We start from the raw sequence: 25,786 nt of genomic DNA, 5'->3' as shown, positions 1-25,786 counted from the left end.
ATGGGGTACCCCCGAGCTCAGTGCTGCCGCAGCGCCTGCGGGCGGAACCGGTCCGGCGGTGGTGGCAGGAACAGCAGGCGGTCGTTGAACGCGGCGGTGACGTCGGGGCCCACCGCGCACCGGACCGTCAGATCCAGCATCGAGGTGAACGGGCCGCGCTGGGCCCGCTCGGCGATGATGCGGCGGGCCACGTCGCGGCGCATGCCGAGAACCTTGTAGATCACGTGCTCGGGCACGGCGTTGACGTCGATGAGCCCGCCGTCGTTGTGGGTCCGCACCAGATCCGGCCGGCCGATCGCGAGGGCGAACCTGGCGACCGGGCTGGTGACGAGGAGCTGGCGGGCCTGCACGCGTCGCTCGATCGGGCCGTTGCGGCGGCGCCGCCACACGTGTCGCAGGTGCTCGTTGAGCAGCAGCACGTGCACCGGGACGCCGATCGAGACGATGATGACGATCGGAATCATGATCGGGTCGGCCCAGGAAGAACCGTCGTCCTCGACCGTCGCGATCATGAGCACCCAGAAGAACGCCGCCACCACGAAATAGCCGAACGCGGCGGCGAAGAGCCGCCCGCTGCGCCGGCGGGTCGCGTGGTACAGGATCGGCACCCAGGCGAGCAGGCAGAGCGTGCACGCGCCGGCGATGATGCCGAGCACCGTCTCGACCCACGTGATCCACGGTTGCCGGTTGAACTCGGTGCCGAAGAAGGGGTCGACGCCGAGGGCGTACGGTGGCCAGCGCTGCGCACCCGCCGGCGCCCGCATGAGGGCGTGGTCCTGCGGGAACGGCACCGGCGGCGACAGGGGCGGCAGCGGCGGCGGCTGCGAGGGCTGGGGCGGCTTCGGCGGGGCGACGAGGAACGGCGCGGGGCTCACCGGCGCGGTGGTCGGCGACTCCATGGGCGCCGGGCTGACCGGGTTCCATGCCGCCGCGGACGAGACCGGCGCCGGCGCGGTCGTCGTCGCCGGCTTGCCCGTCGCGATCGGCAACGTCGACGGGTACGCCAGCGCCGGGTCCGAGCGCAGGATCCGGCGCTGCAGGTCCTGCAGTTCCTCGCCCGGCTCGATGCCGTGCTCCTCGTCGAGCAGCGTCCGCAGCTCCCGGAACGTCTGCAGCGCGTCGGTGGGGCGCCCGCTGCGGTGCAGGGACAGCATCAGCAGCAGCCGGAGCCGCTCGTGCAGCGGAAACTCCTCGACCAGCGCGGCCAGGTCGGCGATGAGCTCGCGGTGGTCGCCGCGGCGCAGCCGGATCTCGGCGAGCGCCTCCGAGGCCGACACGCGCCGCTCCCCGAGCCGCACCCGCACCGCCTCGAACACCGGCCCGCCGAGCCCGGCGAACGGCTCGCCCTTCCACAGCCGCAGCCCGGCCCGGAACCCGTCGGCGGCCTCGTCGTCCCGTCCGGCGGCGTGCGCGGTGGTGGCGGCGTCGACGGCGGCCTCGAACTCGGTCGCGTCGACGTCGAACGGGTCGATCGCCAGCTGGTATCCGGCCTCGCTGAGCGTCAGCAGCCGCGACGGGGTCCGCGGTGACCGGTCCGGCTCCAGCAGGCGGCGCAGCGCGGCGATGTACTTCTGCAGCACGTTGGTCGCGTTCTCGGGCAGGTCGTGCGGCCAGACCGCGTCGATGATCTGCGCGGTCGGCACCGGTCGCCCCGGCTGCAGGAGCAGCACGCCGAGGACGGCGCGCTGCTTCGCGGGCCCGAGGTCCAACGGCCGATCACCGGCCCAGGCACGTTGCGGCCCGAGGATCTCGAAGCGGAAGCCCCCGTCCATCCCATTCCTCTGGCTGCGGTGCGGCGATAGGTGCTGGTCAGCCGCCTAGACGGTCGGACGGCAGCATATCGGCAGCGGCACGGCAGTGGGAACCGGCAGCATTTCGGCAGTCAGAACGGGCCGGCGACTCAACGGGGGGTCGCCGTCCCGTCCGACAACGCTTCAGCTCGCCGAGGCGCGGGTCAGGCGGTCGTGGACGGCGAGCCAGTCGTCGCCGACCGGCGGGGCCTGCGCAAGGATCGTCGCCACGCCGGCGTCATCGAGCCGGTGCAGGGCTGCATACAGGTCGGCGGCGTACTCAAGCGGATCCGCGGACAGCAGCTCAACCTGCACCCCTCGGGGCGCCGTCGAGCGGTGGGTGAGGATGCCGACGGTGCCGGCCTCGGCATCCTCCGCCCACGCCGTCAGCTCGTCCGGGTCGTCCACGAGGTGGAGCCTGGCCCGGGGTGCGTAGTGGCGGTGGGCGAGTCCAGGCGACCGGACGCCGGCCGCCGGCACCGGTGCCGAGCCGGGCAGCTGCAGCGGACCGACCACCTCGCGGATCGCGCGGAGGCTCAGCGCTCCCGGGCGCAGCAGCCGCGGCGGCGAGACGGTCACGTCGACGACCGTGGACTCGATGCCGAGGCGGCACGGGCCGCCGTCGAGGACCAGCGGCACGTCGGGCAGGCTGCGGATCACGTGCTCGGCGGTCGTCGGGGAGATGCTCTCGGACCGGTTCGCGCTCGGCGCCGCGAGGGGCAGCCCGCACTCCTCGAGCAGGGCGAGGGCGACGGGATGGGCCGGCACCCGGATCGCGACCGTCGGCGGGCCGCCGTTGGCCGGCAGGTGGTGGGCCCGCTCCACGACGAGGCTCAGCGGGCCGGGCCAGAACCGGGCCGCCAGGAGCCGCGCCGCCTCGGGCCACTCGTGCGCGAGGGCCTGCGCGTCCCGCGTGGACGCGACGTGCACGATCAGCGGGTTCCAGGACGGGCGGCGCTTCAGCCGGTACACCTCGGCGACGGCCTTGGCGGAGAAGGCGTGCGCGCCGAGCCCGTACACCGTCTCGGTCGGGAACGCGCAGACGGACTCCTGGCGCAGCAGCTCGGCGGCGCGGCGGAGTCCGGCCGCGTCGGCGGCGACCACCCCGTCAGTCATGAGCGCAAGACTAGAGGGTCGCGCAGGTCGACCCCGTTGAGCATCGCCGCGGGGCCGCCCCCGAACGAGGTCAGTTTCCGTTGCAGGAAGCGGGGCAGCCGGGGCAGCAGGCGCATCGCCTGGGCCATCGTCCAGACCTGCAGGTCGCTGCGCGGGATCAGGGTGGCGAGGACCGACGGCCCGATGGTCCGGCTGGCGGCGACCGCGTCGGCGAGGGCACGTTCGTAGGCCGGGAACGCCACCGAGGCGTCGTCGCCGGCGGCTGCCAGCTCGGAGGCGAGGACGTAGGCCCCGACGATCGCGAGGCTGCTGCCGCCGCCGACCGCGGGTCCGGGCCCGTAGCCCGCGTCGCCGGCGAGGGTGATCCGGCCGCGGGACCACGACGGCAGCCGGATCTGGCTGATCGAGTCCAGGTAGAAGTCGTCGGCGGTGTCGAGGTGCGCCAGCAGCCGGGGCACCTCCCAGCCGAGGTCGGCGCAGACCGTCCGCAGCAGCTGCCGTTGCGCGGCCGGATCCCGGTGCTCGGACCGGGGTCCGCGGAACAGGATGACGACGCGGGCGCGGCCGGGGGTGCGGGTCGGGTAGAGCGCGACGGCCCGGTCGACAGTGTTGTAGCCGAGGACCCGCTCGTCGAGGCCGATGAAGTCGGGCACGCTGAACACGGCGAGGTAACCGCCGAGGAAGTGGCTGTAACCCTCCTCCGGCCCGAACACCAGCCGCCGCACCCCGGAGTGCAGCCCGTCGGCGCCGACGACCAGGTCGAAGGTGGCCGTGGTCCCGTCGGAGAGGGTCGCGTCGACCCCGCCGGCGTGCTCCTGCAGTCGTTCGATGGTGGTGCCGAAGGTGTACGTGACGTCCTCCCGCGTCGCGTCGAACAGGATCCGGGCCAGGTCGCCCCGCATGATCTCGATGTGCCGGTCGGAGATGCCGGCGAGCAGCTGGGCGGCGTCGATCGTGACGTCGGGCCGGCCGGGCCGGATCAGGGTCATGGTGTCGGTGCTGGTCCGCGCTGCCTCGGCCTGGGGCAGCAGCCCCATCCGGGCGATGACCTCGACGGCCGGGCCGAGCAGGTCGACCGCCTGACCGCCGTCGCCGACCCGTAGTTCGGGGGTTCGCTCGACGACGGTGACGCGGTGACCGTTTCGGTGCAGCCAGTACGCCAGGACGGGCCCGGCGACGCTCGCGCCGGAGATGAGCACGTGCATGTCTCCCCCTACGTTCGTTTACTTACCGATAGGTAAAGGGAACCACTTACCTCCCGGTAAGTAAAGTAGAATGTGACGCGTGCCAAGGGTGAGGACCACAGAGACCGCCGACCGCATCCGCGCCGTCGCGCTGGAGCTGATCGGCGAGAAGGGCGTGGCCCAGGTCAGCCTGCGGGAGATCGCGGAGCGCGTCGGGATCAGCAAGCCGGCGCTGTACTACCACTTCGCCTCGCGCGAGGAGCTCGTCCTCAGCCTCTTCCAGCCCCTGGTCGACGACGTGTCGGCGCTGCTCGACGACTTCGAGTCGGGCCGCTGGCCGGGCGACATCACGGACCGCCGGGCACTGCTCGGGGCGTATTTCGACGTCACGTACCACCACCGCGACATCACCAAGATGGTCATGCAGGACCCCAGCGTGCTGGCCGACCTGAACCTGGCGGCCGTGGTCGGCGGCTGGGGCCGGCGGGTCACCGCCCTGCTGTTCGGCCCGGCGCCCACCCTCGCCCAGCAGACGCGGGCGACGGTCGCGGTCGGCGGCCTGGGCGACTGCACGGTGATGTTCACCGACGTGCCGGCGGCGGAGCTCAAGACCGCCGTCCTGGACGCCGTCTGCGCGACGCTCGGCTAGTTTCCCTCCCGCGGGCGGCAGGGTCGCTCAGCCCGCAGGCGGCAGGGCCGCTCAGCCGGCGATCCGCACCAGCCACTCGTCGAGCAGGCCACGCTCCGCGGCGCTCAGGGCCGCGCCCTCCGGCAGCGACGCCCGCAGCAGCCCCGCGGCGCCCGCCAGGCCATCACCACCGCCGACGCCGTCAACGGCGCCACCGCCGTCGCCGGCGGCACCGCCGGCCCGGTGCGGCACGGTCACGGCGGCGATGACCGACTCGCGGGCCAGGACCGACAGCGCCGGGTCCCGCCGCGACGGCGGCAGCGAGATGAGCGTGAGCGTCATGCCGCAGCCCGCGGCGTGGATCAGTTGTGCGGCGCGCTCCTCGCCGACCCGTAGCCGGCCGGCCGTCGCGATCCGCCGCACCTGCCCGGCCAGCACGTCGGCGGCGGCGCGGGCCGCGGGGGACTCGACGCCGGGGCGGGGCTCGCCGTAGATGAGGGTGTAGACGGCGGGGTGGGTCAGGCCGAACGCGACGTGCAGGTCCCACCCGCGCCGCAGGTCCTCGACCGGGTCGGCGGTGTGCTCCAGGGCCGTCTTGCCCTCGAGGTACGACACGAAGCCGTGGCTCGCGACCGCGTCCAGCAGGCCCTGCTTGTCGCCGAAGATCCGGTAGATGGTCGGGGCCTGGACCCCCGCGGCGGCGCTGACCGCCCGGGTGGAGATCGCCTCGCGGCCACCCTCGTCCAGCAGGGCCGCGGCGGCTTCGACGATCTTCTCGCGGGTAGTGGTCACGGTAACAACGCTAACACTTGCACGTTATCGATGTAGTGATAGCGTGAATTTGTTAGCACCGTTAACACCGTAGGAGATGCTCATGAGCAGGGTTGCCGTGGTCACCGGGGGATCGCGTGGGATCGGCCGGGCCGTTGCGCTGCGGCTGGCGGCGGACGGGCAGGCGGTGGTCATCGCGTACGGCCACTCGTCCGCCCCCGCCGACGCCGTGGTGGCCGAGATCGCCGGCCGGGGCGGGCAGGCCGTGGCCGTGCGCGCCGACGTCGCGGACGAGAGCGCCGTCGCCGGGCTCTTCGACGCCGCGGAGCAGCGCTTCGGCGGGGTCGACGTGGTCGTCAACGCGGCCGGCGTCATGCACCTTTCACCCCTGGCGGAGCTCGACCTGGACGAGCTGGACCGCATGCACCGCACCAACATCCGTGGCACGTTCGTCGTCGACCGCGAGGCCGTCCGGCGGATCCGGCGCGGCGGCGCGATCGTCAACTTCTCCACCTCGATCACCCGCCTGTCGTTGCCGACCTACGCCGCGTACGCCGCGAGCAAGGCCGCCGTCGAGGCGATCAGCCCGATCCTCGCCAAGGAGCTGCGCGGCCGCGACGTCACCGTCAACGCCGTGGCCCCCGGGCCGACCGCCACCGAGCTCTACCTCGACGGCAAGGACGACGCCACGATCGAGCGGGCGGCGAAGATGAACCCGATGGAGCGACTCGGCACCCCGGAGGACATCGCCGAGGTCGTCGCGTCCCTCGCCGGGCCCGCGCGCTGGGTGAACGGCCAGACGATCTATGTCAACGGCGGCGTCGCCTGAAGCGGATATGACCGGAACCTGAACCCGGATGTGACCGGAAAGACAGTGTCGTCGGACTCTTGTCTCAGCGCCGGCAGACGGCACCCGCGGAGGGGATGTACCGTGTCGGGCACGAGGATGAATTCAAGTTGTCACGACGCCGGGCGCGGCACTGCCACCGCCCCTCGGCGCACGGGAAACGGGGAGCCGACATGGGACGTGGACGGGCCAAGGCCAAGCAGACGCGGATCGCCCGGGAGCTGAAGTACTTCACCCCGCCGACCGACCTCACCGCCCTCCAGCACGAGCTCGCCGGCGTGCACCTTCCCGAGCACGACGACGCGGACCCGACGGACTACACCCCGGACCGCGACGACCGCACGCCTCGCTAGGACACAGCCTGAACACCAGCGAGCTGACCGGAGGCGGTCAGCTCGCTGTGGTCTGCCGCAACGCCGCCAGCACGATCCGGGAGAACTCCTCGGGCGCGGACAGCATCGGGAAGTGATCACCCTCGGCGATGACGCTGAGGGTGGCATCCGGTGCCTGCTCCGCGAGCCGCTGCGCCCACAGCCGGGTGCCCTCGAAGTCGTGGCCGCCCACGACGACGTCGACTGGCGTGGTGAGCTCCCGGAAGCGGGTCTTCACCGGCGGGTCGAGCTCATAGCCGAGCGACTCCTCCAGCAGCATCCAGTAGGAGTTGGCGACCTGCAGGCCGACCATCAGGCGCCGGTGGTCCGGGCCGAGCGCCGAGCCCCACCCGCCGATGTCGAGGGCGGCCGCCGCGTGCACCCCTTCGTCGGCCTTGACCTGCTCCAGCCGGGCGAAGTGGTCCAGCATCACCTGCCGCGCGGCGGACTCCGCCGGGCTCGGATCGGGGACCTCGCCGAACGCGCCGCACACCGCGACGACCCGGCGGACCCGCTGCGGGTGCCGGTGCGCGAACGCGAGCGCGCGCCGCGCCCCGTCGGACACCCCGACCAGCAGCGCGGCGTCCACCCCGGCGGCGTCCAGCACGGCCTCGATGTCGTCGAGCTCGCTGTAGGGCTCGGCCGCCCGGGACGACAGGCCCATGTCGCGGTAGTCGAACGTGGTGACCCGGGCAACCTGCCCGAGCCAGGCGACGGTCGACTCCCACATCCGCAGGTCCGAGGCGCCGGCGTTGAGCAGGACCACGTCGGGTCCCTGACCCTGGGTGCGGCTGTACAGGTAGCCACCGGGCACGTCGATGAAGATCTCTTCCCCCATGCCGGGGATCGTGCTCGCCCGGCATGGGGGAAGTCAACCGTTATGCGAGCAGCTGCAGCTCAGCGAGCTGGGTCTCGGCGGCGCCGTGGTTGGCGGTGATCTGCAGCCGGTACCGGCTGTAGGCGGTGCCGTTCGAGACGGCGAACGCCCGCGTCTGCCGACGGTCGGCAAAGTCGACGTTGCTGCGGGCGTCCACCGTCGTCCAGGTGACCCCGTCGTTGGAGTCCTGCACCGTCCAGCTGCGAGGGTCGCGGCCGGGCAGGTCGTTGGCGGAGGTCAGGGTGTACTGCTTGATTGCCACGCCGGCGGACAGCTGGCAGGTGATGGTCGTGGGTCCTGCGGCGCCGGGGTGGAGTAGTGCCAGGGTGCGCCCTCGACGAACTCGCAGCCCCACGAGTTGGGTTTGAAGTCGGCGTCGCTGGTGCGCCACGTGCCGTTGCTCTGTTTGCCGCGGAAGAAGCCCACCGACTGGGAGAACAGGTTCACGTAGTCGAGGGCCCGGTTGCGGAAGTACGCCGCGTCGTCGGTGTAGCCGAGCGCCTGCGCCATCTGGGCGATGCCGAAGTCGCTGGTGGCGTCCTCGAGGGTCCACGACGCCGAGTCACCGCGGACTCGAATCCGGAGCTGAAGTCGGTCGCGGCGGCCCGGGCCGGGGCCGGGACGGCCACCGCGAGGCTGCCGGTGAGCAGGGCGACCGCCCAGATCTTGCGCTTCATGAGAACACCCGCAGTTCGTAGATCCGGGTGGCGACCTCGGTCGTCTGCGTCGGCGTGCCGACGTTGAGCCGCACGTACCGGCCGGAGACCCCGCTGACGGGGTGGGTGGTGGTCGCCGCGGTGTTGGCGGTGACGTTCACGGCCTGGGTCCAGGTCGTGCCGTCGTTGGACACCGAGATCGTGAACGCCTTCGTGTTCATGCTCGCGGCCTCACCGCCCGCCTGGGCGTGCGCCAGTTCGAACCGGCTGATGCTCTTGGTGCTGCCGAGGTCGACCTGCAGCCATGCGCCGGCGACCGACGAGCAGAACTTGTCGGAGTTGCCGCCGCTCACGCTGCCGTTGACGGCCTTCTCCGGCCCCTCCGACGCCGCGCAGGCGGCGCTGCCGGTCGCGGGCCGGCCCTGGGCCACGTTGACCCCGGCGCCGACCGGCGCCCCGACCACCACGTTGTCGAAGGTGGCGGCCGCGTTGAAGACCCGCAGCCCGTCACCCCCGGCGGCGAAGGTGCCGTCCGTGACGCTGATCTTCGGGTTGGTCAGGTCGTCCACGTACACCTTGATCGACGACCCGATCGCGGTGACCCGCAGGTGGTAGCTGGTGCCGGCGGTGACGGTCAGGTTCGCGGTGCCCAGTTGCGTCCAGTTGTTCGCGGCGCGGCCCAGGACGACCCGGCCGGCCGGGCTGATGCCCGCGTAGTAGCCGTTGTAGCTGTCGGTGCCGCTGGCGGCGTTGCTGACGCGGAACGTGAGGCCCGCGTCGCCGCCGCCGCTCGTGACCGTGACGTCGGCGTCGTAGGAGAAGTCACCGAAGTTGGTGTCCAGCTGCGCCTTGCCGCCCAGCGAGTTGCCGGCCACGTACCTGCCGCCCGAGGTGCTCCAGGCGCCGCCGTACGTCTTCCAGCCCAGCGCGTTGTTGTCGGCGAAGTTGTCCTTCACCCGCATCGTGATCCGCGGGATCGTGCCGTCGGCGTTGAACGTCATCCGGTCGTAGGCGAGCTGCCGGTGGTTCCCGTCCGACTCCGCGAGGGGCCGCCGGTGGTAGAGGATGTACCAGGTGTCCGTGCCCGGCACGTTGATCACCGAGTTGTGCCCGGAGCCCTTGGCGACCGCCGGGTCCTGCGCGAGGACCTTGTCGAGCTTGGTGAACGGCCCGGTCGGCGAGTTCGACATCGCGTAGGACACCGAGTAGTCCGGGCCGGTCCAGCCCCCCTCGGACCACATCAGGTAGTACTTGCCGTTGCGCTTGAACATCTGCGAGCCTTCGACGTAGCCCGACGGCGTGATCTCCTTGAACGTGCTGCCGTCGCTGAACGTCCCCAGGCTGATCATGTCCGGGTTGAGCTTGGCCACGTTCGCGTGGCTCCAGCCGCCGTAGTAGATGTACGCCTGCCCGTCGTCGTCGATGAAGACGTCCTGGTCGATCGGCTGCGCACCGTTGTAGAACTGTCCGATCAGCGGCCGGCCGATCGCGTCCCGGTAGGGTCCCGCCGGATTGTCGGCGACGGCGACCCCGATCCCGCCGAGCGCGGAGTTGTTCTGGATGTCGTTGGCGGCGAAGTACAGGTAGTACCTGCCGTTGCGCTGGATCGGCGCCGGCGCCCACATCGCGTAGCTCGCCCAGGACACGTTGGCCTTGGTCAGCACGTTGGGGTGCCTGGTCCAGTTGACCAGGTCCGTCGAGGAGAACGCGTCCAGGTAGGTCTGCTCCGAGTACCCCTTCGACGTCGTCGGGTAGACCCAGAACGTGTTGTTGTACACGGCCACGTCGGGATCGGCGTACCACCCGTCGACGATCGGGTTGCCGGCCTCGGCGGTGGTGTAGTCCGGGATCGCGGCTGCTGCGACGCCGGGCGCGAGCACACCGGAGAGGAGTGCGGCGGCGGCTACGGCGGCAATGCGTCTGGCTGCAGTGGACATCGGTGGCGGCTCCGATGGTGACGCGCTGGCGGGCGCGATGACGGATCGTGCGCCGGCAGCAGGGGCGGCGCCGGATCGCACATGTTCCGTAAATATTGAACAGAACGCATGAGAGGCGTCAAGCTTCAAGCCCCATCGATGCCCGAAATGGCACAGAGGTCCGCTCGCGCTCGCACAAATTCAAACGTTTTCTGTCAACCCTTCGCAGAACACCCAGCCTGGGACGGCGCAGCCGCTACCGCCGCGGGCGCTCCGCGCACGCCGCCGGCTCGCTACGGGTACGTGATCGGCACGACCTCGACCCGGATGCCCGGGTCGGTCTGCCGGATGTGCGCGACCACCCGCGACACCGACGGCGCGTTGGTGACGAACCGCACCGGGTCGGGGCTGTCCCGGATGAACTGCTCCAGCTCCGCGTCGGTCTTGGTCGGTGTCGGCAGGACCCAGATGGTGTCCGGCCACGCCCGGCCGTGGTTGTTGTAGAGCACCGACAACCACAGCGTCCCGTTGTAGGTCGTGATCGCGTCGTGCCGGCCGTTGACGTACAGCACCGTCACGTAGCCGTCGTTGGTCGGCAGTTTCTGGAATGTCCTGACGATGGCGTTCGCCGGCTGGATGAAGTTGTTGAGGTCGCGGGCGTACGCCTCACCCCAGCTCCGGTCATTGGGCGGGTGCCGGAACCCGGGGTTGGCCGGCCCGGCGAAGAAGATCGCGCCGACGAGCAGGACGGCCGCGACGGCCGCGGACGGGATGAGCCCGGCCAGCCAGCGCCCGCGCCGCCGGTGCGGCGCCCGGAGCGCCGCGGGCACCAGCAGCACCGTCGCGCCGGCGCCGACCAGCAGCACCACCAGCAGTTCGTGCAGCGACTTCTCGTAGTAGTACCGGGTGGCGCTGCCGTTGGTGGCCGCGTAGAGCACCGCGGCGTATGCCACGCTGCTGATCACCCAGGCCAGCATCATCCGCCACGCCGGGCTGCGCCGGGCGGTCCGGCGGACCACCAGCCCGAGCAGCACCACGGCCAGCAGCCCCGACAGCAGGATCACATTCATCGCCTCGACGCCGCCGTCGCGGGTCAGCTGCTTGACCGAACTTGCCTGGCGCAGGTTGATCAGCGGCGCGAACAGCGCAACCGGTCCGCCGACGAGGATGGCGCCGAGCGTCCAGCGCCAGTGCCTCAGCAGCTGGCGGCGATAGCCGACGGCCCAGATCACCACGGCCACCGACGCACTGAGCAGGAACAGGTAATAGGTCATGGACACGGTGCACAGCAGGGCCGCGGCCGTCACGATCTGCTCGCGCGGATCACTCAACGGACGGGACAGCACCGCGATGAGCAGGGCGAACGGTCCGAAGACAGCGACCTCGCTGACAAAACCGTGGGTGAAGATGGGAATGCCGTCGCCGAAGAACAGGAAGCCGGTGACGATCGCGGCCACGGGCAGGAACGCCCACCCACGCAACCGCTGCCCGCCCACCCACCGGGCGCTCCACATGACACAGGCGATGCTCAGCGCGAGGCTCAAGCCGTACAGCAACGCGAAGTTGTGCAGGCGGGTGAGCGGCGTGCCGTAGCTCGAGCCGGAGTGGACGAAGTTGTTGATGAGCGCGAACGTCACGTGCGCGCCCTGCGGATACGTGGCGAAGCCCGCCTGCAGCGGCACCGCCATCTCCGGCTGGTGGAACGGCAGCAGTCCGCCGACGCGGTAGATGTTGTCGAAGATGCCGAAGTGCCGGGCGCCGTCCTCCCCGAGCGCGAGCACCTTCAACGCGGCGGTCGGGCTCGGCGCGAGCGGCCGCAGGATCAGGACCGCCGCCACGGCCGAGGCGCCGACCAGGACCACATCGGACGGGTCGATCCGGGTCGGCAACGTGGGCCGGCGCCCGGTCACGGCCGCGACCAGGACCAACGTGGTGAACGCCGTCCCGGCCACCGGCACCGGCTCGAGACCCCACGGCCAGACCGAGAACAGCAGCGCGCCGAGGCTGACCCCGCCGCTGAGCACGGCGAAGGCGATCACCAACCGGTCGATCAGGGTCCGGCCGGTCCGAAGCAGCGACGCCGTCCCGATCCAGACGAGCACCGGCAGCAGCACGTCGAACCCGACCAGGTGGGTCGCGAGCGGAACAACCCAGGCGACGACCACGCCGACCAGTGCGATCCGCGTCCGCGGGAGCCAGCCCCGGCCGGCCGACGCCCGGCCGGGCTCAGCCTGAGCCGGCACCCGATGCGAGCGCGACCGGCCATCGTGGTCCGCTGGTTCGGTAGACGCTCGCCTGCCCTCCTCGGACACCGGCACGGTCACCGGAGCGCTCCCCCACACACCGCAATCAACGTGCTCATAGGGATTGCTCCTGATTCGTTCGACCGACCGTCTGGATCAGACACCGTCACCCATGGGGTTGCGTGAGGTGCCTGATCTCCAAGCCCGGCAGAGCTTACGACTCGCCGAACTGCAACGGAAGACCGATCCGTTCAAGAAACGTTAACCCTTGCGCCAGACGGCCCATTGTTGGTTCCGGTCCACCACCACGAGCCGGAATCCATATCGCTGCCCGTCCCAGGTCTCCAACTTGGCCTGCTCGGGCGGGTCATATGGCGCAATGACCACGTTCGCATCGCTCGGTGGCGTCGGATCGACCGTTTGGTCCCAGATGAGCAGCGGCGTCCAGTAGATCTCGCGCATGTGGTTGTACTGAACGAACCAGACGGCCTGCTGTTTCGCGAACGCGACGCGGTCGCCTTCGTGGACGTAGCCCTCACGGACGATCAGCGGCGTGCCGGGACGGTACTGGTTGACCTCCATCGGCAGGCTGATCTTCTCGGTCGCGACCACCATGTTGGCCGCGACCACCAGCCCGACGGCCGTCAGCGCCGCGGTCAGACCCCAGCGGGGCCGCAGCTGCAGGAGCGCCACGATCCCGGCGAGGGCGATCAACGCGAGGATGGTGGGCCGGGTGACGGAGATGTGATCCCACCGCCAGCCCATGAAGGACAGCTCGGGCGAGTCGAAGTTGAGGAACCTGCCCCAGCCGTGCAGGCGGGTCCGGATCGACACGACCGCACCGGTGAACAGGATGAGCCCGGCGGCGGAGCCGCCGAGCACCACGGCCTGGCGACGGTTCTTCACCGCCAGCAGCGCGGTGAGACCGATCAGCAGCCAGAGCGGGAACAGCAGGTGGATGTAGCGCGCATAGGCGTAGTAGTTGATCCGGTTGTCGCCGGGCGGCAGCGCGGCCGAGCTGGACAGCGCGATGAGCAGCGTGGTGAACAGCGTCGCGGTGATGATGATCCGGCGGGCCGCGGAGGCCGTGTCGGACAGTTCGGCCCGCAACGCCCGCAGGCGCGTCAGCGGCAGCACCGCGGCGATGAGGCCGACCGCGCCGAGGCCCAACGTGCTGACACACAGATACCAGATCTGCCCGTCGGCGGTGCCCAACATCCGGCCCAGGCCGGACAGCGTGGTGATGGCGTTGATGGTGGTGTTCGTCGGGCTGTTGCCGGCGCTGTCGATCGCGTCGCCGCTGACGGCCTTCAGGATCGGGTCGAGGGTCATCACCAGGCCGGCGCCGGCGATCGCGGCGACGGTCGTCGCCCAGCCGCTGCGCCGCAGGATCAGCACGGTGATGACCAGCAGGACGTGCACCAGCACCACCATGGTGCCGCGGATGTGGGTGACGAACAGCAGACCGGCCATCGCGCCGGAACCCAGCGCCCCGAGCACCCGCACACGGGCCGTGGTGCCGGCCAGCCAGATGTGGGCGAGCACGAGCCAGGCGAAGACCATGGTGGCGAGCACGGAGTCGGTCAGCGCGAACTGCGAGTAGAACACCACTGCCGGCATCGCCGCGGCGACGAAGGCCGCACCGAGCGCCTTGCGCACGGGCAGCACGAGGATCCGTCGCGCGTAGAAATACAGCAGGGGGAAGACCAGTGCGTTGAGCACCGCGTTGATGACGAGCACGCTCCGGTACACCGTGAAGGTGTCCTGCGTGAACCAGTACACCGGGGAGATGAGCATCGGATAGCCCATGCGCCGGAACGTCTCGTTGTCGGTGGTCTCACCACCGGCACCACCGGCCAGCACGCGGCCGGCCACCAGGTAGCCGTCCTCGTCGGCGTGGGCGGCGGGCACGTTGAGGTGGCGCGACAGCCACACCCGCCATCCGACCTGCAGGAGGTAGCCCACGATGACGGCAATGACGATCCATTTTCCGCTGAGCTGCCGGCCGGCGGTGTCCGACCCGACCGCGGGCGACGCGCCGGTCGGTTGCCCGGAATCCGGGTCCTCCGCGGTCGGTCTTGTCGTTGATGGTGCCCCGTCCGACGGGGTCGCGATCACTTGGGCTGGGTCCTGCTGCGAAGGCTCCGCCGCAGCGGCGTCCGCGTGCTGACTAACCATCATCCCCTCGACGGGTCGCGGATTTGCGGCTCGCCACCGGCCAAGCGAGCACGGCTCAGAGCGGCCAACGCTACCACAATGCAGTTGGTGGCTTTTCTTCAGCTCAAGCCCGGTATTACGTACTATGACGGCCACGCAGCGCCACCGAATCGATTCGTGCGGTCATTTCACCGGTTCGGTGGCACGGCGTGCACGATCTGTACCTTCGCCGGATACTTGGCCGCCAGATACTCCGCAGCCGCGATATTCGATTTGGCGGCGGGGTCACCGTATGCGGACCGGCTGACGCCGGGCTTCGCCGAGGCCCGCGACGGGTGATCCGGATCCAGCACGAGGAAACTGGCCTGGGGGTCGAAGACGAAGAACCGGACCGGCACCGGGCTGTCCAGCACCAGGGTCTCCAGGGTCTCCAGGGTCTTCGGCCGCGACAGCGGGTCCTGCCACAGGTACCAGACCTGCGCGTACCGGTAGTTGCGTTGCATCACGGACGCGTAGGTCGACGCATACCAGTTGCGGTACGGCGAACTCATGAGGTCGACATTCATCATGCCGCCGCCGTCCGGGAACATCCGGGTCATCAGGATCGCGTCACGCGCGCCGTCGGGTGAGCCCCGCTCGAGCGCCGCCGCCACCCGCAGCCCGACGCTGGGGCGCTGGTTGTGCCAGCGACCGCCGGCCACGACCATCGCGACGACCAGCGGCAGCACCACGGCGAAGGCGGGCACCGCGCGGCGCGGCAGCACCCGGGCCAGCCCGCCGAGACCGACCAGCGCCACGATGATGACCAGGTGCAGGGTCTTCTCGAAGTAGTAGATGGTGCGGCCGATGGTGATCAGCTGGTACGTCGCGACAGCCGCCGCCATCGCACCAGCGGCCGCGACGCCCAGCACCGCGTTCCGATTTCCGGGTGCGCGCAGGCCGCCCCGCCGGGTCAGGCAGAACAGCACCAGCGCGATGAGCACCAGCGTCGCCGCCCGGTCGGTGGTCCGGGCGGTGCCGGGCAGGGTGAGCTGGTAGCCGCTGGCCGCCTTCGCGTTGAGCAACGGGGTCAACAGCACCGGGGCCGCGATGAGCACCACGACCAGCCACGCCACCGGACGGCGCCAGAGCCGTTCCCGCCAGGCCCAGATGCCGGCCATGACCATGGAGTACGGCAGGAAGAGGTGGTAGCTGAACGAGACCCCGACCAGGAGGAGCGCCACCGTGGCGAGCTGCTCGCCGTAGCTGGCCAGCGGCCGGGCGACCAGGCCGGTCAGCAGCGCCGCGAGGGCCAGACCCACCAGTTCGTTCGGGTACCCACTGATCAGCACCGACACCGGGTCACCGAAGAACAGCCAGGCGGCGATCAGCCCGATCGTGGCGAGCAGCCGGACCGGGCTCGCGCCCGCCCCGGCGACCCGTCGCGCGCTCCACAGGACCGCCAGGATGAGGAACACGAAGGCGGCCACGCAGAGCCAGACCATCACGTTCATCGAGACAGTGCCGTCGGCCGCCGCGGTCGGTGACGAGCGGATGAAGTGATCCAGCACGGCGAAGCTGAAGTGGGTGCCCTGCGGGTAGTTCCGGATTCCCTCGGCCAGGTCGGCCGGCGCGTAGCGCAGCGACTCCTCCGGGTTGAGGAAGGCGTAGCCACCGACCTGACCGATCATGTCGAACAGCAGGAAGTGCCGGGACATGTCCTCGCCGGGGATCAGCAGGCCCAGCCGGCCACCCAGGTCGCGCAGCACGAACGGCTCCAGGGCCAGCGCCGTCACACCGCCGAAGCCGACGGCCAGCACCCAGTCCCGCGCCCGCCAGCGACCGGGCCGCGCCGGCCGGCGGCCGGTGAGCAGCGACAGCAGCACCAGGACACTCAGGGCGAACCCACCCACCGCCACCGGATGCAGGTGCCAGGGCCAGACCGAGAACAGCAGCCCGGCCACGCACAGCGCCGGGAACAGCTGGGCCAGGCTGACCACCACCCTGTCGAACCAGCCGGCCGTGCCGCGCTGCAGGCCGGCGAGACCCGCCACGACCACGACGAGCAGCAGGGCGTCGGCGTGGAGCAGATGGGTTGCCAGCGGCAGCAGCCAGGCCAGGGCGAACGCGGCCGACCAGCCGAGCGGGGCCCGCGAACGCCGGACAGGTGTTCCCGGTCCGGCCGTGACGGTGTTGCCACCTGAGGTGACGGCAGTCAAGGGGGAGGCTCCTTGAGAGTCAGGCGCGGATCAACGCAAGCAGCAGGACCATGCCGGCACGGGCGAGATAGATCGACGCCTTGACGGGCGAGTTGCTCGGGGTGCCCGCCATGCGGGGCCGCATCGCCACCGGAATCTGAGTGATCTTGAATTTCATCCGGGCCGTCCGCACCAGCACCTCGATGGTGTCGCCGAGATACTCGGCCGGGTACCAGTTGGCGAACAGCTCGATGAGCCGGCGGTTGCACGCGCGGTGGCCCGACGTGGTGTCGGTGAGCCGGGTGCGGGCCAGCCGGGAGATCACCTGCGACAGCAGCCGCATCGCCCATTTGCGGGGGCCCTTGACCGCATACCCGCCCTCGCCGGCGAACCGGGCGCCGATGACCAGGTCGTGGTCGTCGAGCGCGTCCACGAGCTTCGGGATGTACCGCGGGTCGTGCTGGCCGTCGGCGTCCACCTGGATCGCCACGTCGAAGCCGTGGTCCCGGGCGTAGCGGTAGCCGGTGCGCATCGCGCCGCCGACACCGAGGTTGTAGGGCAGCCGCGCGACGATCGCACCGGCGGCCGCGGCCCGCACCGAGGTGTCGTCGGTGGACCCGTCGTCGACGACGATCACCGAGACGCCGGGCAGTTCGCCCCGGACCTCGGCGACGACATCCGCGATCGAGCCCGACTCGTTCCAGGCCGGGATGATGATGAGGACGCGCTTACCGTTGATCATTGCTGCGCTCCCGCTCGGCCCGAAGCAGTGCCATGTCTTCCGCGAGTGTCCTGGTCTCCTCCTCGAGGCGGCTGACTTCCCAGCTCAGGTGCACGCACACGAGCAGCAGGAACACGATGCCGAAGAAGAGCACCAGGCTGACGCCGGATGCGATGCCGATGGACTTCACCACGGTGTCGGCGAGCGTCGGAAAAAATCCGAGCGGCAGCACCACGAGACTGACGCCGAGCCAGAGAATCGCGTATTTCTCCTGGAGTTGGCGTCTGCGCAACAGCTCGATCATGAAGCCGAGTGCCGCGAGCGCGGTCAACCCGGTGACGATGGTCAATTTCATGCCGGTCCCTTTCTGAGGCCGGAGTTGCCCCGATTCGGCAGCGCTGCGGTCAGCATCCCACGCCGTTCTCACGCCGGGAAATCCCGGTCACGGACCGCGCGAGGCACTCACTCCTGACGGCAGATTGTCTGGATTGCCGGAATTTGCCAGCCCGTCCACCGCGGTGGCGTGCGCCCCGGCGGCGCTGGACATCAGCGCATCCCGCACCGCCGGTGACAAGGACTCTCACGAGGTGGGGAGTGTAGAGCACGTATCGGACCGGACCCTTGGTCGACTACACTCCGGCAGCACCCCGATGGGACCGACATCCACGCTCGGTGACCACCCCCAGCGGGCCTGTGCATGTAGACCGAATCCTGCTCACGTATTACTCTTCCTGAGCGGTACGCCTCACCCGGCCTCATCCGCCAGGTGAGACAGCACACTCGCTACGGGTGACAACGGCCTGACAGGGGGACGCGGTGAGTGAGACCGTGAAGGCATCCGGTGGCACGACCGATGGCACCGACTACACGGACCGTCTGCAGCGCCTGAGCGGTGCGGGATGGAAGCGGGCCCTGAACGTGCAGGCCCCTTACCGGTGGAACATCCGCCGGCTCGAGCTCGGTTTCACGCTTGACGTCGGCTGCGGCATCGGCCGCAACCTCGCGCACCTCGACGGCAACGGTGTGGGCGTCGACCACAACCCGACCTCGATCAGCGCCTGCCGGGAGGCCGGCCTCACCGCGTTCACCATCGAGGACTTCTTCAAGTCCGAATACGCCACCCCTGGGCGATTCGACGCGATCCTCGGCGCGCACCTGATCGAGCACGTCGAGGAAGAGCAGGCCAAGGAGATCGTCTCCTCCTACCTGCCGTTCCTGCGCTCGGGCGGGCGGGCCGTCTTCATCACGCCGCAGGAGCGCGGCTTCGCCAGCGACGCCACCCACGTCAGGTTCTCCGGCTTCGACGAGGTCGGCAAGATCTGCACCGATCTCGGACTCACGCTGGACCGTCAGTTCTCGTTCCCGTTCCCGCGCCCGACCGGGAAGGTCTTCACCTACAACGAGTTCGTGACCGTCGCCCGCAAGCCGTGACATTCCGCCGGCTGTCGATCGCCGGCGCCTGGAAGATCACCCCCGCACAGCACGGTGATCCCCGTGGGCTGTTCATGGAGTTGCGCGACCCTCACCTACCTGTGCTCGGAGACCCACAACTCGACGGGTGAGCACGTCATCGTGTGGCCTGTCGACAAGCCGCAGCTGCCCGCCCGCGACGCCGTCTCTGGCGTAGGTGCGCGACGCCGGGCAGCTGCCTGATCTCGCCACCCGCGGTCTGCGGGCGCCGTAGGGCCTTCTCGTGGCGCTCATTTCCTCGGCTGGTTTGTCCCACAGACCGGCTACGCCACTTCAACGTCACGACCCGCCTGGTGACGCCGCCCTGAACGGCGACGGCGCCACCGGAGCTGTCTCCGGTGGCGCCGTCAATTCCTTGCCCTGGGGTGCCCGCCACGCCGTGGTGCGGCGTGGCGGGCGGTGTGCTGCTTACTTGGTGAGCATCTGCCCGGTGGCCGTCCGCGGGTCGAACGACCTGGCCGCCGTGATCGGCAGTTCGAAGGTGCCGGTCACGTCGAGCGCCATGTGGACCGTGTGCGCGGGGTTGAAGACTGAGTACGTGTTGCCGGCGGCAACGTCCACGTACGCGGCGTTCGCGCGCACCTCGTGCGGGAGAAGGTTGAGGTTGCTGACCCCGGGCCGGGGCCCCTCGCCCGACCACAGGGTCAGGTAGGTCGAGTTCGACGGGTCGATGCCGGTCACGTTCGAGACGAGCGACCAGGTGTTGTCGCCGGCGACCGACGAGGCCGGGAAGGTCCGGGTGCTGTTCGGCCCGAGCGGGGCGTTGGCGTCACGGGTGTCGGTGATCCGCGTCGGCGTGATCGGCTGGAACCGCAGACCGCCGAGCGTGCTGTCGTCGTAGAAGCCGACGATGTCCACGATGATGTGCGTCGAGCCGCCGGAGCCGTTGTAGATGCCGATCATCGGCGTGTCGCCGCACTGGTCGAAGACCAGGCCGCACTGCGCGGTGGGAACGACCGCGAAGTTCGACACGGCCGCGTTCTTGCCGAAGTTGAGCGTGGATGCGGTCGGCTGGGTGCCGACCCCGTTCCATGCGGTGAGGTAGCCACCGAGGGTGCCGTTGACCGCGGTGATGTTCACGGCGAACGCACGCACGTTGGTGTCGATGGAGCCGTCATCGATGGTGATGGCGGTGTGGACCGTCTTGCCGGGCGCGACCGGGAGACGGTTGCCGCTCTCGCGGGTGTCGAGCATCCGGCCCGGTTCGAGCAGCTGGTAGTCACCGCCCTTGGTGGGGGCGGCCCCGGTCGCGTAGTAGCCGACGACGTCGGCGATGACGCTCACGTTGCCGGCCGGGTTGTAGATGTCGATCTTGCCGTCGGTGCCCAGCGGCACCGTGACCGCGTTGGCGCCGGTCCAGCCGGGGGTGAAGTTCAGGTTGGACACGGTGGGCCGTGCCACCCCGGTCGGGTAGACGGTGAGGAAGCCCGCCGACGTGGGGCCGGTCACCGTCAGGTTGAGCACCACCGTGGAGACGTTGGCGCTCGGCACGCCACCCCGGCCAGAGACCTGCAGCTGCAGGGTCTTCCCGCCACCCAGCGGCCCGGTGGGTGCACCGTTGCCTTCACGGGTGTCGAGGATGCGGGTGGGGGTGAGCGGGAAAAAGGTGCCGTCGGGCGTCGACGGGTCGATGCTGGCCGCGTTGACGTTGGCAACCGGCGCCGCATCGGCCTGAGCCGGCAGCATGACCGCGGCGAGCGCCACGGCCCCGAACAGGCTTCCTACTGTGCGCGTAAGACGCATGTTACTCCCCGTTGTTGTCGCATTGATGCGAAGAACATTCGGGACAGTACCGACCCTGCCGTTCCTCCACAAGGGACGTTCATCCCGAAATCCGCACCGGGTCCGGTTTCCGGCCGCATTCACCAATTGAATTCGGTGGAACATTCCGGTGGCTTCGAGTAGTCCCTTGGACGGCCTCGACACAACGCGACGGCGCCACCGCAGTCCGATCACTGCGGTGGCGCCGTCATTGCTGTGTCCGCCTATCCGGGCGGACCGGTTCGAGCGGGTGTGGTCAGGCCGGGAGTCGGTACGAACCGACCGGCCGGGGCCCGGTCCCGCCGAATCTCGGCGCGCCGGCGGACCCGCTGGCCTGCAGGGCGGTGCCGCCCTGCAATTCGAACGTGCCGGCGACGTCGATGACCACATCGACGGTCCAGGCCGCGTTGTACACGACGTATTTACCATTGTCGCCCAGCGCGATGTAGGCCACATTGGGCCGCACTTCGTGCGGGGTCAGGTTGAGGTTGCTGACGTCGGGTTTGCCGTCACCATAGGCATACAGGGCAAGATAGGTCGAATTCGACGGATCCACGCCGGTCACGTTGGCGACGATCGCAGGGGACCGCTGGTTGGTCACCGCGTTCGGTGCCTGAATGACCGTGTTGCTGTTCGGCTGGAGCCGGTTGGCGCCGAGACCGATGCGGGTGTCGGTGATCCGGGTGGGCGTGATGGGGTGGAAGCGCAAGCCCTGTCCGGTGAAGCCGTCGTCGTAGAAGCCGACGATGTCGACGATGACGTGCGTGGTGCCGCCGGAGCCGTTGTAGACGGCGATCTGCGGCAGCCCGTAACAGCTGGGCTGGTAGGTGCACAGTGCGGTCGGGACGACCGCGAAGTTGGACACCACCGCCCTGGGCCCGAAGTTGACCGTGGAAGCGGTCGGGCGTGGGCTCGTTCCGTTCCATGCCGTCAGGTAACCGCCGGCCGACCCGTCGACCGTGGTCAGGTTGACGGCCACCGCCCTGATGTGCGGGTTGAGCTCGTCGCCGTAGTCGAGCGGCAGGAGCACGCCGCCGAACGGGTCGAGGGGTCCGCCGTCCTCGCGGGAGTCGTAGTACCGGATCGGGACGTCCGACCAGTAGTCACCACCGGTCGTGGGGTGCGCCGCCGTCGCGTAGTAGCCGACGACGTCCGCGATGACGCTCACGTTCCCGGCGGGGTTGAAGATGTCGACCTTGCCGCCGGCGCCGACCTGGACCGTGACCGAGTTGGCACCCGTCCAACCGGCGGTGAAGTTGAGGTTGGACGCGGTGGGCCGGGCGACGCCGGCCGGGAAGACGGTGAGGTACCCCGCCGACGTCGGACCCGTGACGGTCACGTTGAGCAGGACCGTCGAGACGCCCGTGGCGGGGACACCGCCGCGACCGGTCACCTGGAGGTGCAGGGTCTGGTTCGGCCCCAGCGGCCCGGTGGGGGCGCCGTTGCCCTCGCGGGTGTCGAGGATCCGGCTGGGGGCGAGCGGGAAGTACGAACCTTCGGGCGAGTTCACGGCGAGCGTGAACAACGCGGTGCGCGTCGTCGTGCTGCCGGTGCCGATGACGGTGATGCCGTAGTTGCCCGACGGCGTGGACGCGCTCGTCGTGATCGAGATCGTCGACGAGCCACCCGAGGTGATCGACGCGGGGCTGAACGATGCGGTGGCCCCGCTCGGCAGGCCGCTGACGGACAGCGACACCACCTGCGCGCTGCCGGCCGTGGTCGTGGAGCTCACCGTCGCGCTGGTGGACTCACCCGGCTCCACCGTTTGCGAAGCGGGCGAGGCCGACATCGAGAAGTCGTTGGACGGCGTGCTGTTCACGACGTGGAGCAGTTTGTTGGGCGAGCTGGTGCCCGGGTTGACCACAACGCCGTCGGTGGCGTTGCTCACGAGGTAGTCGCTGATCTGCTGCGGCGTCCAGCTCGGATTGGCCGACGCCACGAGCGCCGCGGCGCCCGTCACGTGCGGTGCCGCCATCGACGTCCCGCTGATGGTGTTCTTCGCGGTGTCACCGGTGAACCAGGACGACGTGATGCCGACGCCCGGCGCGAAGATGTCGACGCAACTGCCGTAGTTCGAGAACGACGCCCGGTTGTCGTTGACGTCCGTGGCGCCGACCGTGATCGCCGCCGGAACCCGCGCCGGGGAGGCGGTGCAGGCGTTGAGCGGGTTGCCCCGCGCATCGCCGTTGCCGGCGGAGACGGCGTACGTGACGCCGGAGTTGATGGAGTTGGCCACCGCGCTGTCCAGGATGGTGTCCCCGGGGCCGCCGAGGCTCATGTTCGCCACCGCCGGCTTGACCGCGTTGGCCGTCACCCAGTCGATACCCGCCACGACCTGGGCCGTGCTGCCACTGCCGCTGCAGTCCAGGACGCGCACGGCGACCAGCTGGGAACCCTTCGCCACACCGTAGGACGAGCCGCCGACCGTGCCCGCGACGTGCGTGCCGTGACCGTTGCAGTCGGCGGCCGTGCCGCCCGCGGTGATCGCGTCGAAGCCGGTCGCCGCCCGCCCGCCCAGGTCCGTGTGCGAGAAGCGGATGCCCGTGTCGAGGATGTACGCGTGCACGTTCCCGGCCGTGTTCGGATACGTGTACGAGCCGTCCAACGGCCGATTACGCTGATCGATCCGGTCCAGTCCCCAGGGCGCGCTCGTCTCGATCCCGGAGATCCGATACAACCCGTTCCGCTGCACGTACTGCACGGCGCTGTCCGCGGCGAGCCGCTTGGCCGCGGCCTCGTCCATCGAGACCTCGAAGCCGTGCACCGCCCGGCGGAAGACGTGCCCGACCTTGCCGCCATACCTGCCCGCAAGCGTCCGGACGGCGGTGTCGACGCCCTGCTGCCCGTCCTTCAGCACCACCACGTAGCTGTCAGCGACGACGGCGTCGGTGCCGGCCGGCAGGATCTCCCCGCTCGGCGGCGCCGCGGCGGCCACCCCGACGTCTGCGGCCACCAACAGCGCCGTCGCCACAAAGGCAACGGCGCGTCCTGACCACCGCGTTCTCCTCGGAAGTCCCATCCCCCGTCCTTCCTCACTCCAGGTCGGCCACACACGCTGAGGCACTTCGCGCAGGGGTCATTCATCGCCAGAGCTACATACTTCGACCCGACGGTCAGAGAGACAGCCGCCGGCCGGCCCGGCCAGGGCGAACCGTGTGGGCATCGATGACCACCTCGGCGGGCTCGACGATCCGAGCCGGCAGCAAGACCCCGCGAGTGCTCAAGCAGGTGAACATACTGACCAGTCACATCGAGCGCAATGGCCCATCAGGACACCTTGCAGCCCGAACTTCGGCCGAGGCTGCGGTGAAGGGGCGGGACGGCAGTCACGGAAACAGCGTGAGCTCCGGCGCTGTGATGATGTCCACCAGCGCGTCGATGCTCAGCGGCAGATCCGGCCGTCCCATCGGGAGCCTCTCCACGACCGATACCTGGCCCTGCGCTGCCGGACCGGTGCCGGTGTCCGCGTTCGTGGCACTGGCGAAGGTGATGGTCTGCCCCAGGTAGGCGCGAACGTTGACCAGTTGCACCTTGCCTCGTTTGAGTGAGCCGCCGATCACGACGGTGACCAACTCGCCGTGCGGGCCGGTGCGGACCGTGCAGGCCGGCGCGTGGCAGCCCGCCGTCGCGTCCGCCGGTGTCTCGTACGCCGGCAGCGACCCGAACCCGATTGTCCCGACGCCACGGCCGTCGGCGACGACAGCAGACGAGGTGAACGACGGAACTCCCGCGGTGCTGTGGAACACCTGGAGCGGCACAGTGGCCTCCGGGCTGCGTTGGTCGCGGAAGAACGTCACGCCCGGAAGCCGGCGGGGCACCTCGCTGAGCAGGTAGCAGCTCAGCCGGGCGGCGGCGTGATCGGTGGGCTCCGTCGGCCAGACGATGACGTGACCGTTCTTCTCGTTGACGGTGCTGCTCGGCGCGGTGGTGGGTGAGCTCGGTGACGCGGCGGTGCAGAACGGCGACGGGTCGAGCGCCGCCCAGCTCGGGCCCGCCGGCAGCGCAGGGCCCGCCGCCTGCCCGGGCAGCAGGCCCAACGCGAGCACCAGCACTCCAGCGAGTGCGGTCAGACCAGCCGCTGAGCCGGCCGCGACATGCAGCCGGCGCCGGCGGCGCGCCCGGCGACCCGCGGCGAGGACACCGGCGGAGTGGACCGTCATGGGCGGGCCGTCCGAGACGTACGACTGCAGCGCGTTGCGGATCAGCGTGTCGTCCATCTGCCTACTCCTTTGTCATCGCGGGTGTGCCCAGCGCCCGGCGGAGGGCTTCGACACCCCGGGCGTTCTGGCTCTTGACGGTGCCCTCGGCCATGCCGAGCAACTCGGCGACCTCGGCGATGGACAGGTCCTCGAGGTGGCGCAGCACCACCACGGCTCGCTGGCGGGCGGGAAGGCTTCTCAACGCCCGGCCGAGCGCCTGATCGCCGCCGCCCGGCTCCACGATCCCGGTCGTGGCAACCTCCGGCAGGTCAGCCACCGGGGTCTCCCGCCGCCGATTGCGCCGGTGCGAGAGGAACGTGTTGACCAGAATCTTGCGGGCGTACGCGTCCAACGACTCCGGCTGGACGCGGCGCCAGTGCTGGTACAGCTTGACGAAGGTCGCTTGCACGAGATCGTCGGCGGTGTGCCAGTCGCCGCACAACGCGAACGCGAACCGGCGCAGCGGCACCGCCCGTGCGGCGAAGTACTCCGTGAAGTCGGAGTCGGTCAGGACCACATGCACCTCCTGGATCGCACCAACTACTCCTGGGACCCGGGAAAGGTTCAAGCCGGTGCGACACGGCGTTTATGCGCTGTTTGTCGGCTACCAGAGCGACGCGTTCAACGTGGGTGCGATGAACAACCAGACCAGCTCGGTCAAGGACAGCTGACCCTGCATCCGACTCGCTGCTCCCTGCCCCGCCGTGCCGGCCGGTGGCGTGCGGACCGGGATCGATCTCCTATCCATCGACCGCGATCGTCATCACGCGGAGGAAAACGAGCAGTCACCGTCCACATCGGACGCGCTCGGCGCGGAAATGTGCAGGTCAAGTGGTGGGCCTCAGGGACTCAAACCTTGAACCTACGACAAGGCCGACTGAGACCCGGCCAGACATACGCTG

The 25,786-nt window shown here is 70.1% G+C and carries 20 protein-coding genes and 1 pseudogene; 4 read left to right on the top strand and 17 right to left on the bottom strand.

Features of this window, described 5'->3' with window-relative positions; all coding sequences use genetic code 11:
* Positions 1-17 precede the first annotated feature (17 nt).
* From ACFPIJ_RS13645 to ACFPIJ_RS13635, 3 genes are all read right to left on the bottom strand, one after another.
* Entirely contained in the window at positions 18-1,772 is a 1,755-nt protein-coding gene (locus tag ACFPIJ_RS13645; protein WP_380115131.1) for a BTAD domain-containing putative transcriptional regulator, read from the bottom strand.
* 162 nt (positions 1,773-1,934) lie between these two features.
* Complete coding sequence (locus ACFPIJ_RS13640; protein WP_380115129.1) at positions 1,935-2,906, bottom strand: L-threonylcarbamoyladenylate synthase; 972 nt, start codon at positions 2,904-2,906, stop codon at positions 1,935-1,937.
* A complete protein-coding gene (locus ACFPIJ_RS13635) occupies positions 2,903-4,111 on the bottom strand; it encodes an FAD-dependent monooxygenase (protein WP_380115127.1) in 1,209 nt (402 codons plus the stop codon). The genes ACFPIJ_RS13640 and ACFPIJ_RS13635 overlap by 4 nt, the downstream gene beginning before the upstream one ends.
* Before the next feature lie 79 nt (positions 4,112-4,190).
* On the opposite strand from ACFPIJ_RS13635, the gene ACFPIJ_RS13630 reads away from it, so the two are divergent.
* Positions 4,191-4,739, top strand: a complete 549-nt coding sequence (locus ACFPIJ_RS13630) for a TetR/AcrR family transcriptional regulator (protein ID WP_380115126.1) — start codon at positions 4,191-4,193, stop codon at positions 4,737-4,739.
* Between the two features lie 51 nt (positions 4,740-4,790).
* On the opposite strand, the gene ACFPIJ_RS13625 is transcribed toward ACFPIJ_RS13630, so the two are convergent.
* Complete coding sequence (locus ACFPIJ_RS13625) at positions 4,791-5,510, bottom strand: TetR/AcrR family transcriptional regulator (RefSeq protein WP_380115124.1); 720 nt, start codon at positions 5,508-5,510, stop codon at positions 4,791-4,793.
* Between the two features lie 76 nt (positions 5,511-5,586).
* On the opposite strand from ACFPIJ_RS13625, the gene ACFPIJ_RS13620 reads away from it, so the two are divergent.
* Together ACFPIJ_RS13620 and ACFPIJ_RS13615 are read left to right on the top strand one after the other, a co-directional pair.
* Positions 5,587-6,318: an SDR family oxidoreductase gene (locus ACFPIJ_RS13620; RefSeq protein ID WP_380115123.1), complete on the top strand. Its 732-nt coding sequence runs from the start codon at positions 5,587-5,589 to the stop codon at positions 6,316-6,318.
* Positions 6,319-6,509: 191 nt separating this feature from the next.
* Positions 6,510-6,689 carry a DUF3073 domain-containing protein gene (locus tag ACFPIJ_RS13615; RefSeq protein WP_380115122.1) on the top strand — a complete coding sequence of 60 codons (180 nt, stop codon included), beginning with the start codon at positions 6,510-6,512 and terminating at the stop codon, positions 6,687-6,689.
* 37 nt (positions 6,690-6,726) lie between these two features.
* On the opposite strand, the gene ACFPIJ_RS13610 is transcribed toward ACFPIJ_RS13615, so the two are convergent.
* From ACFPIJ_RS13610 to ACFPIJ_RS13570, 9 genes and pseudogenes are all read right to left on the bottom strand, one after another.
* Positions 6,727-7,545 carry an alpha/beta fold hydrolase gene (locus ACFPIJ_RS13610; protein ID WP_380115120.1) on the bottom strand — a complete coding sequence of 273 codons (819 nt, stop codon included), beginning with the start codon at positions 7,543-7,545 and terminating at the stop codon, positions 6,727-6,729.
* Between the two features lie 40 nt (positions 7,546-7,585).
* The gene (locus ACFPIJ_RS13605; protein WP_380115119.1) at positions 7,586-7,846 is read right to left on the bottom strand and encodes a hypothetical protein; all 261 of its coding nucleotides are present in this window, start codon (positions 7,844-7,846) and stop codon (positions 7,586-7,588) included.
* Positions 7,822-8,163: a glycoside hydrolase domain-containing protein gene (locus tag ACFPIJ_RS13600; protein ID WP_460494991.1), complete on the bottom strand. Its 342-nt coding sequence runs from the start codon at positions 8,161-8,163 to the stop codon at positions 7,822-7,824. Before ACFPIJ_RS13600 ends, ACFPIJ_RS13605 begins: the two co-directional genes overlap by 25 nt.
* 94 nt (positions 8,164-8,257) lie before the next feature.
* Positions 8,258-10,051: pseudogene (locus tag ACFPIJ_RS13595) on the bottom strand (family 43 glycosylhydrolase); the annotation flags it as partial.
* Positions 10,052-10,449: 398 nt separating this feature from the next.
* Positions 10,450-12,399: a hypothetical protein gene (locus ACFPIJ_RS13590; RefSeq protein ID WP_380115117.1), complete on the bottom strand. Its 1,950-nt coding sequence runs from the start codon at positions 12,397-12,399 to the stop codon at positions 10,450-10,452.
* 261 nt (positions 12,400-12,660) lie between these two features.
* Positions 12,661-14,712, bottom strand: coding sequence for a hypothetical protein (locus tag ACFPIJ_RS13585; RefSeq protein WP_380115116.1), 2,052 nt, complete (start codon positions 14,710-14,712; stop codon positions 12,661-12,663).
* 32 nt (positions 14,713-14,744) lie between these two features.
* Positions 14,745-16,754 carry a hypothetical protein gene (locus ACFPIJ_RS13580; RefSeq protein ID WP_380115115.1) on the bottom strand — a complete coding sequence of 670 codons (2,010 nt, stop codon included), beginning with the start codon at positions 16,752-16,754 and terminating at the stop codon, positions 14,745-14,747.
* Positions 16,755-16,773: 19 nt separating this feature from the next.
* Positions 16,774-17,475, bottom strand: coding sequence for a glycosyltransferase family 2 protein (locus ACFPIJ_RS13575; protein ID WP_380115114.1), 702 nt, complete (start codon positions 17,473-17,475; stop codon positions 16,774-16,776).
* Positions 17,462-17,809, bottom strand: coding sequence for a DUF2304 domain-containing protein (locus ACFPIJ_RS13570; protein ID WP_380115113.1), 348 nt, complete (start codon positions 17,807-17,809; stop codon positions 17,462-17,464). The genes ACFPIJ_RS13575 and ACFPIJ_RS13570 overlap by 14 nt, the downstream gene beginning before the upstream one ends.
* A gap of 461 nt (positions 17,810-18,270) precedes the next feature.
* Here ACFPIJ_RS13570 and ACFPIJ_RS13565 point away from each other — a divergent pair, with 461 nt between their 5' ends.
* Entirely contained in the window at positions 18,271-18,885 is a 615-nt protein-coding gene (locus ACFPIJ_RS13565) for a class I SAM-dependent methyltransferase (RefSeq protein ID WP_380115112.1), read from the top strand.
* 447 nt (positions 18,886-19,332) lie between these two features.
* On the opposite strand, the gene ACFPIJ_RS13560 is transcribed toward ACFPIJ_RS13565, so the two are convergent.
* The 4 genes from ACFPIJ_RS13560 to ACFPIJ_RS13545 form a co-directional block, all read right to left on the bottom strand.
* Positions 19,333-20,667, bottom strand: a complete 1,335-nt coding sequence (locus ACFPIJ_RS13560) for a hypothetical protein (protein WP_380115111.1) — start codon at positions 20,665-20,667, stop codon at positions 19,333-19,335.
* 274 nt (positions 20,668-20,941) lie between these two features.
* A complete protein-coding gene (locus ACFPIJ_RS13555; protein WP_380115110.1) occupies positions 20,942-23,638 on the bottom strand; it encodes a S8 family serine peptidase in 2,697 nt (898 codons plus the stop codon).
* A 373-nt stretch (positions 23,639-24,011) separates the two neighbouring features.
* The gene (locus ACFPIJ_RS13550) at positions 24,012-24,902 is read right to left on the bottom strand and encodes a hypothetical protein (protein WP_380115109.1); all 891 of its coding nucleotides are present in this window, start codon (positions 24,900-24,902) and stop codon (positions 24,012-24,014) included.
* A gap of 4 nt (positions 24,903-24,906) precedes the next feature.
* Positions 24,907-25,407, bottom strand: coding sequence for a SigE family RNA polymerase sigma factor (locus ACFPIJ_RS13545; RefSeq protein WP_380115108.1), 501 nt, complete (start codon positions 25,405-25,407; stop codon positions 24,907-24,909).
* Positions 25,408-25,786: the final 379 nt, after the last annotated feature.

Origin of the sequence: Dactylosporangium cerinum (assembly GCF_042653625.1) — a bacterium.
In the GTDB taxonomy this organism is placed as follows: domain Bacteria; phylum Actinomycetota; class Actinomycetes; order Mycobacteriales; family Micromonosporaceae; genus Dactylosporangium; species Dactylosporangium cerinum.
Note: the sequence above shows the minus strand (reverse complement) of the source record. Positions and strands in the feature narration are given on the sequence as shown.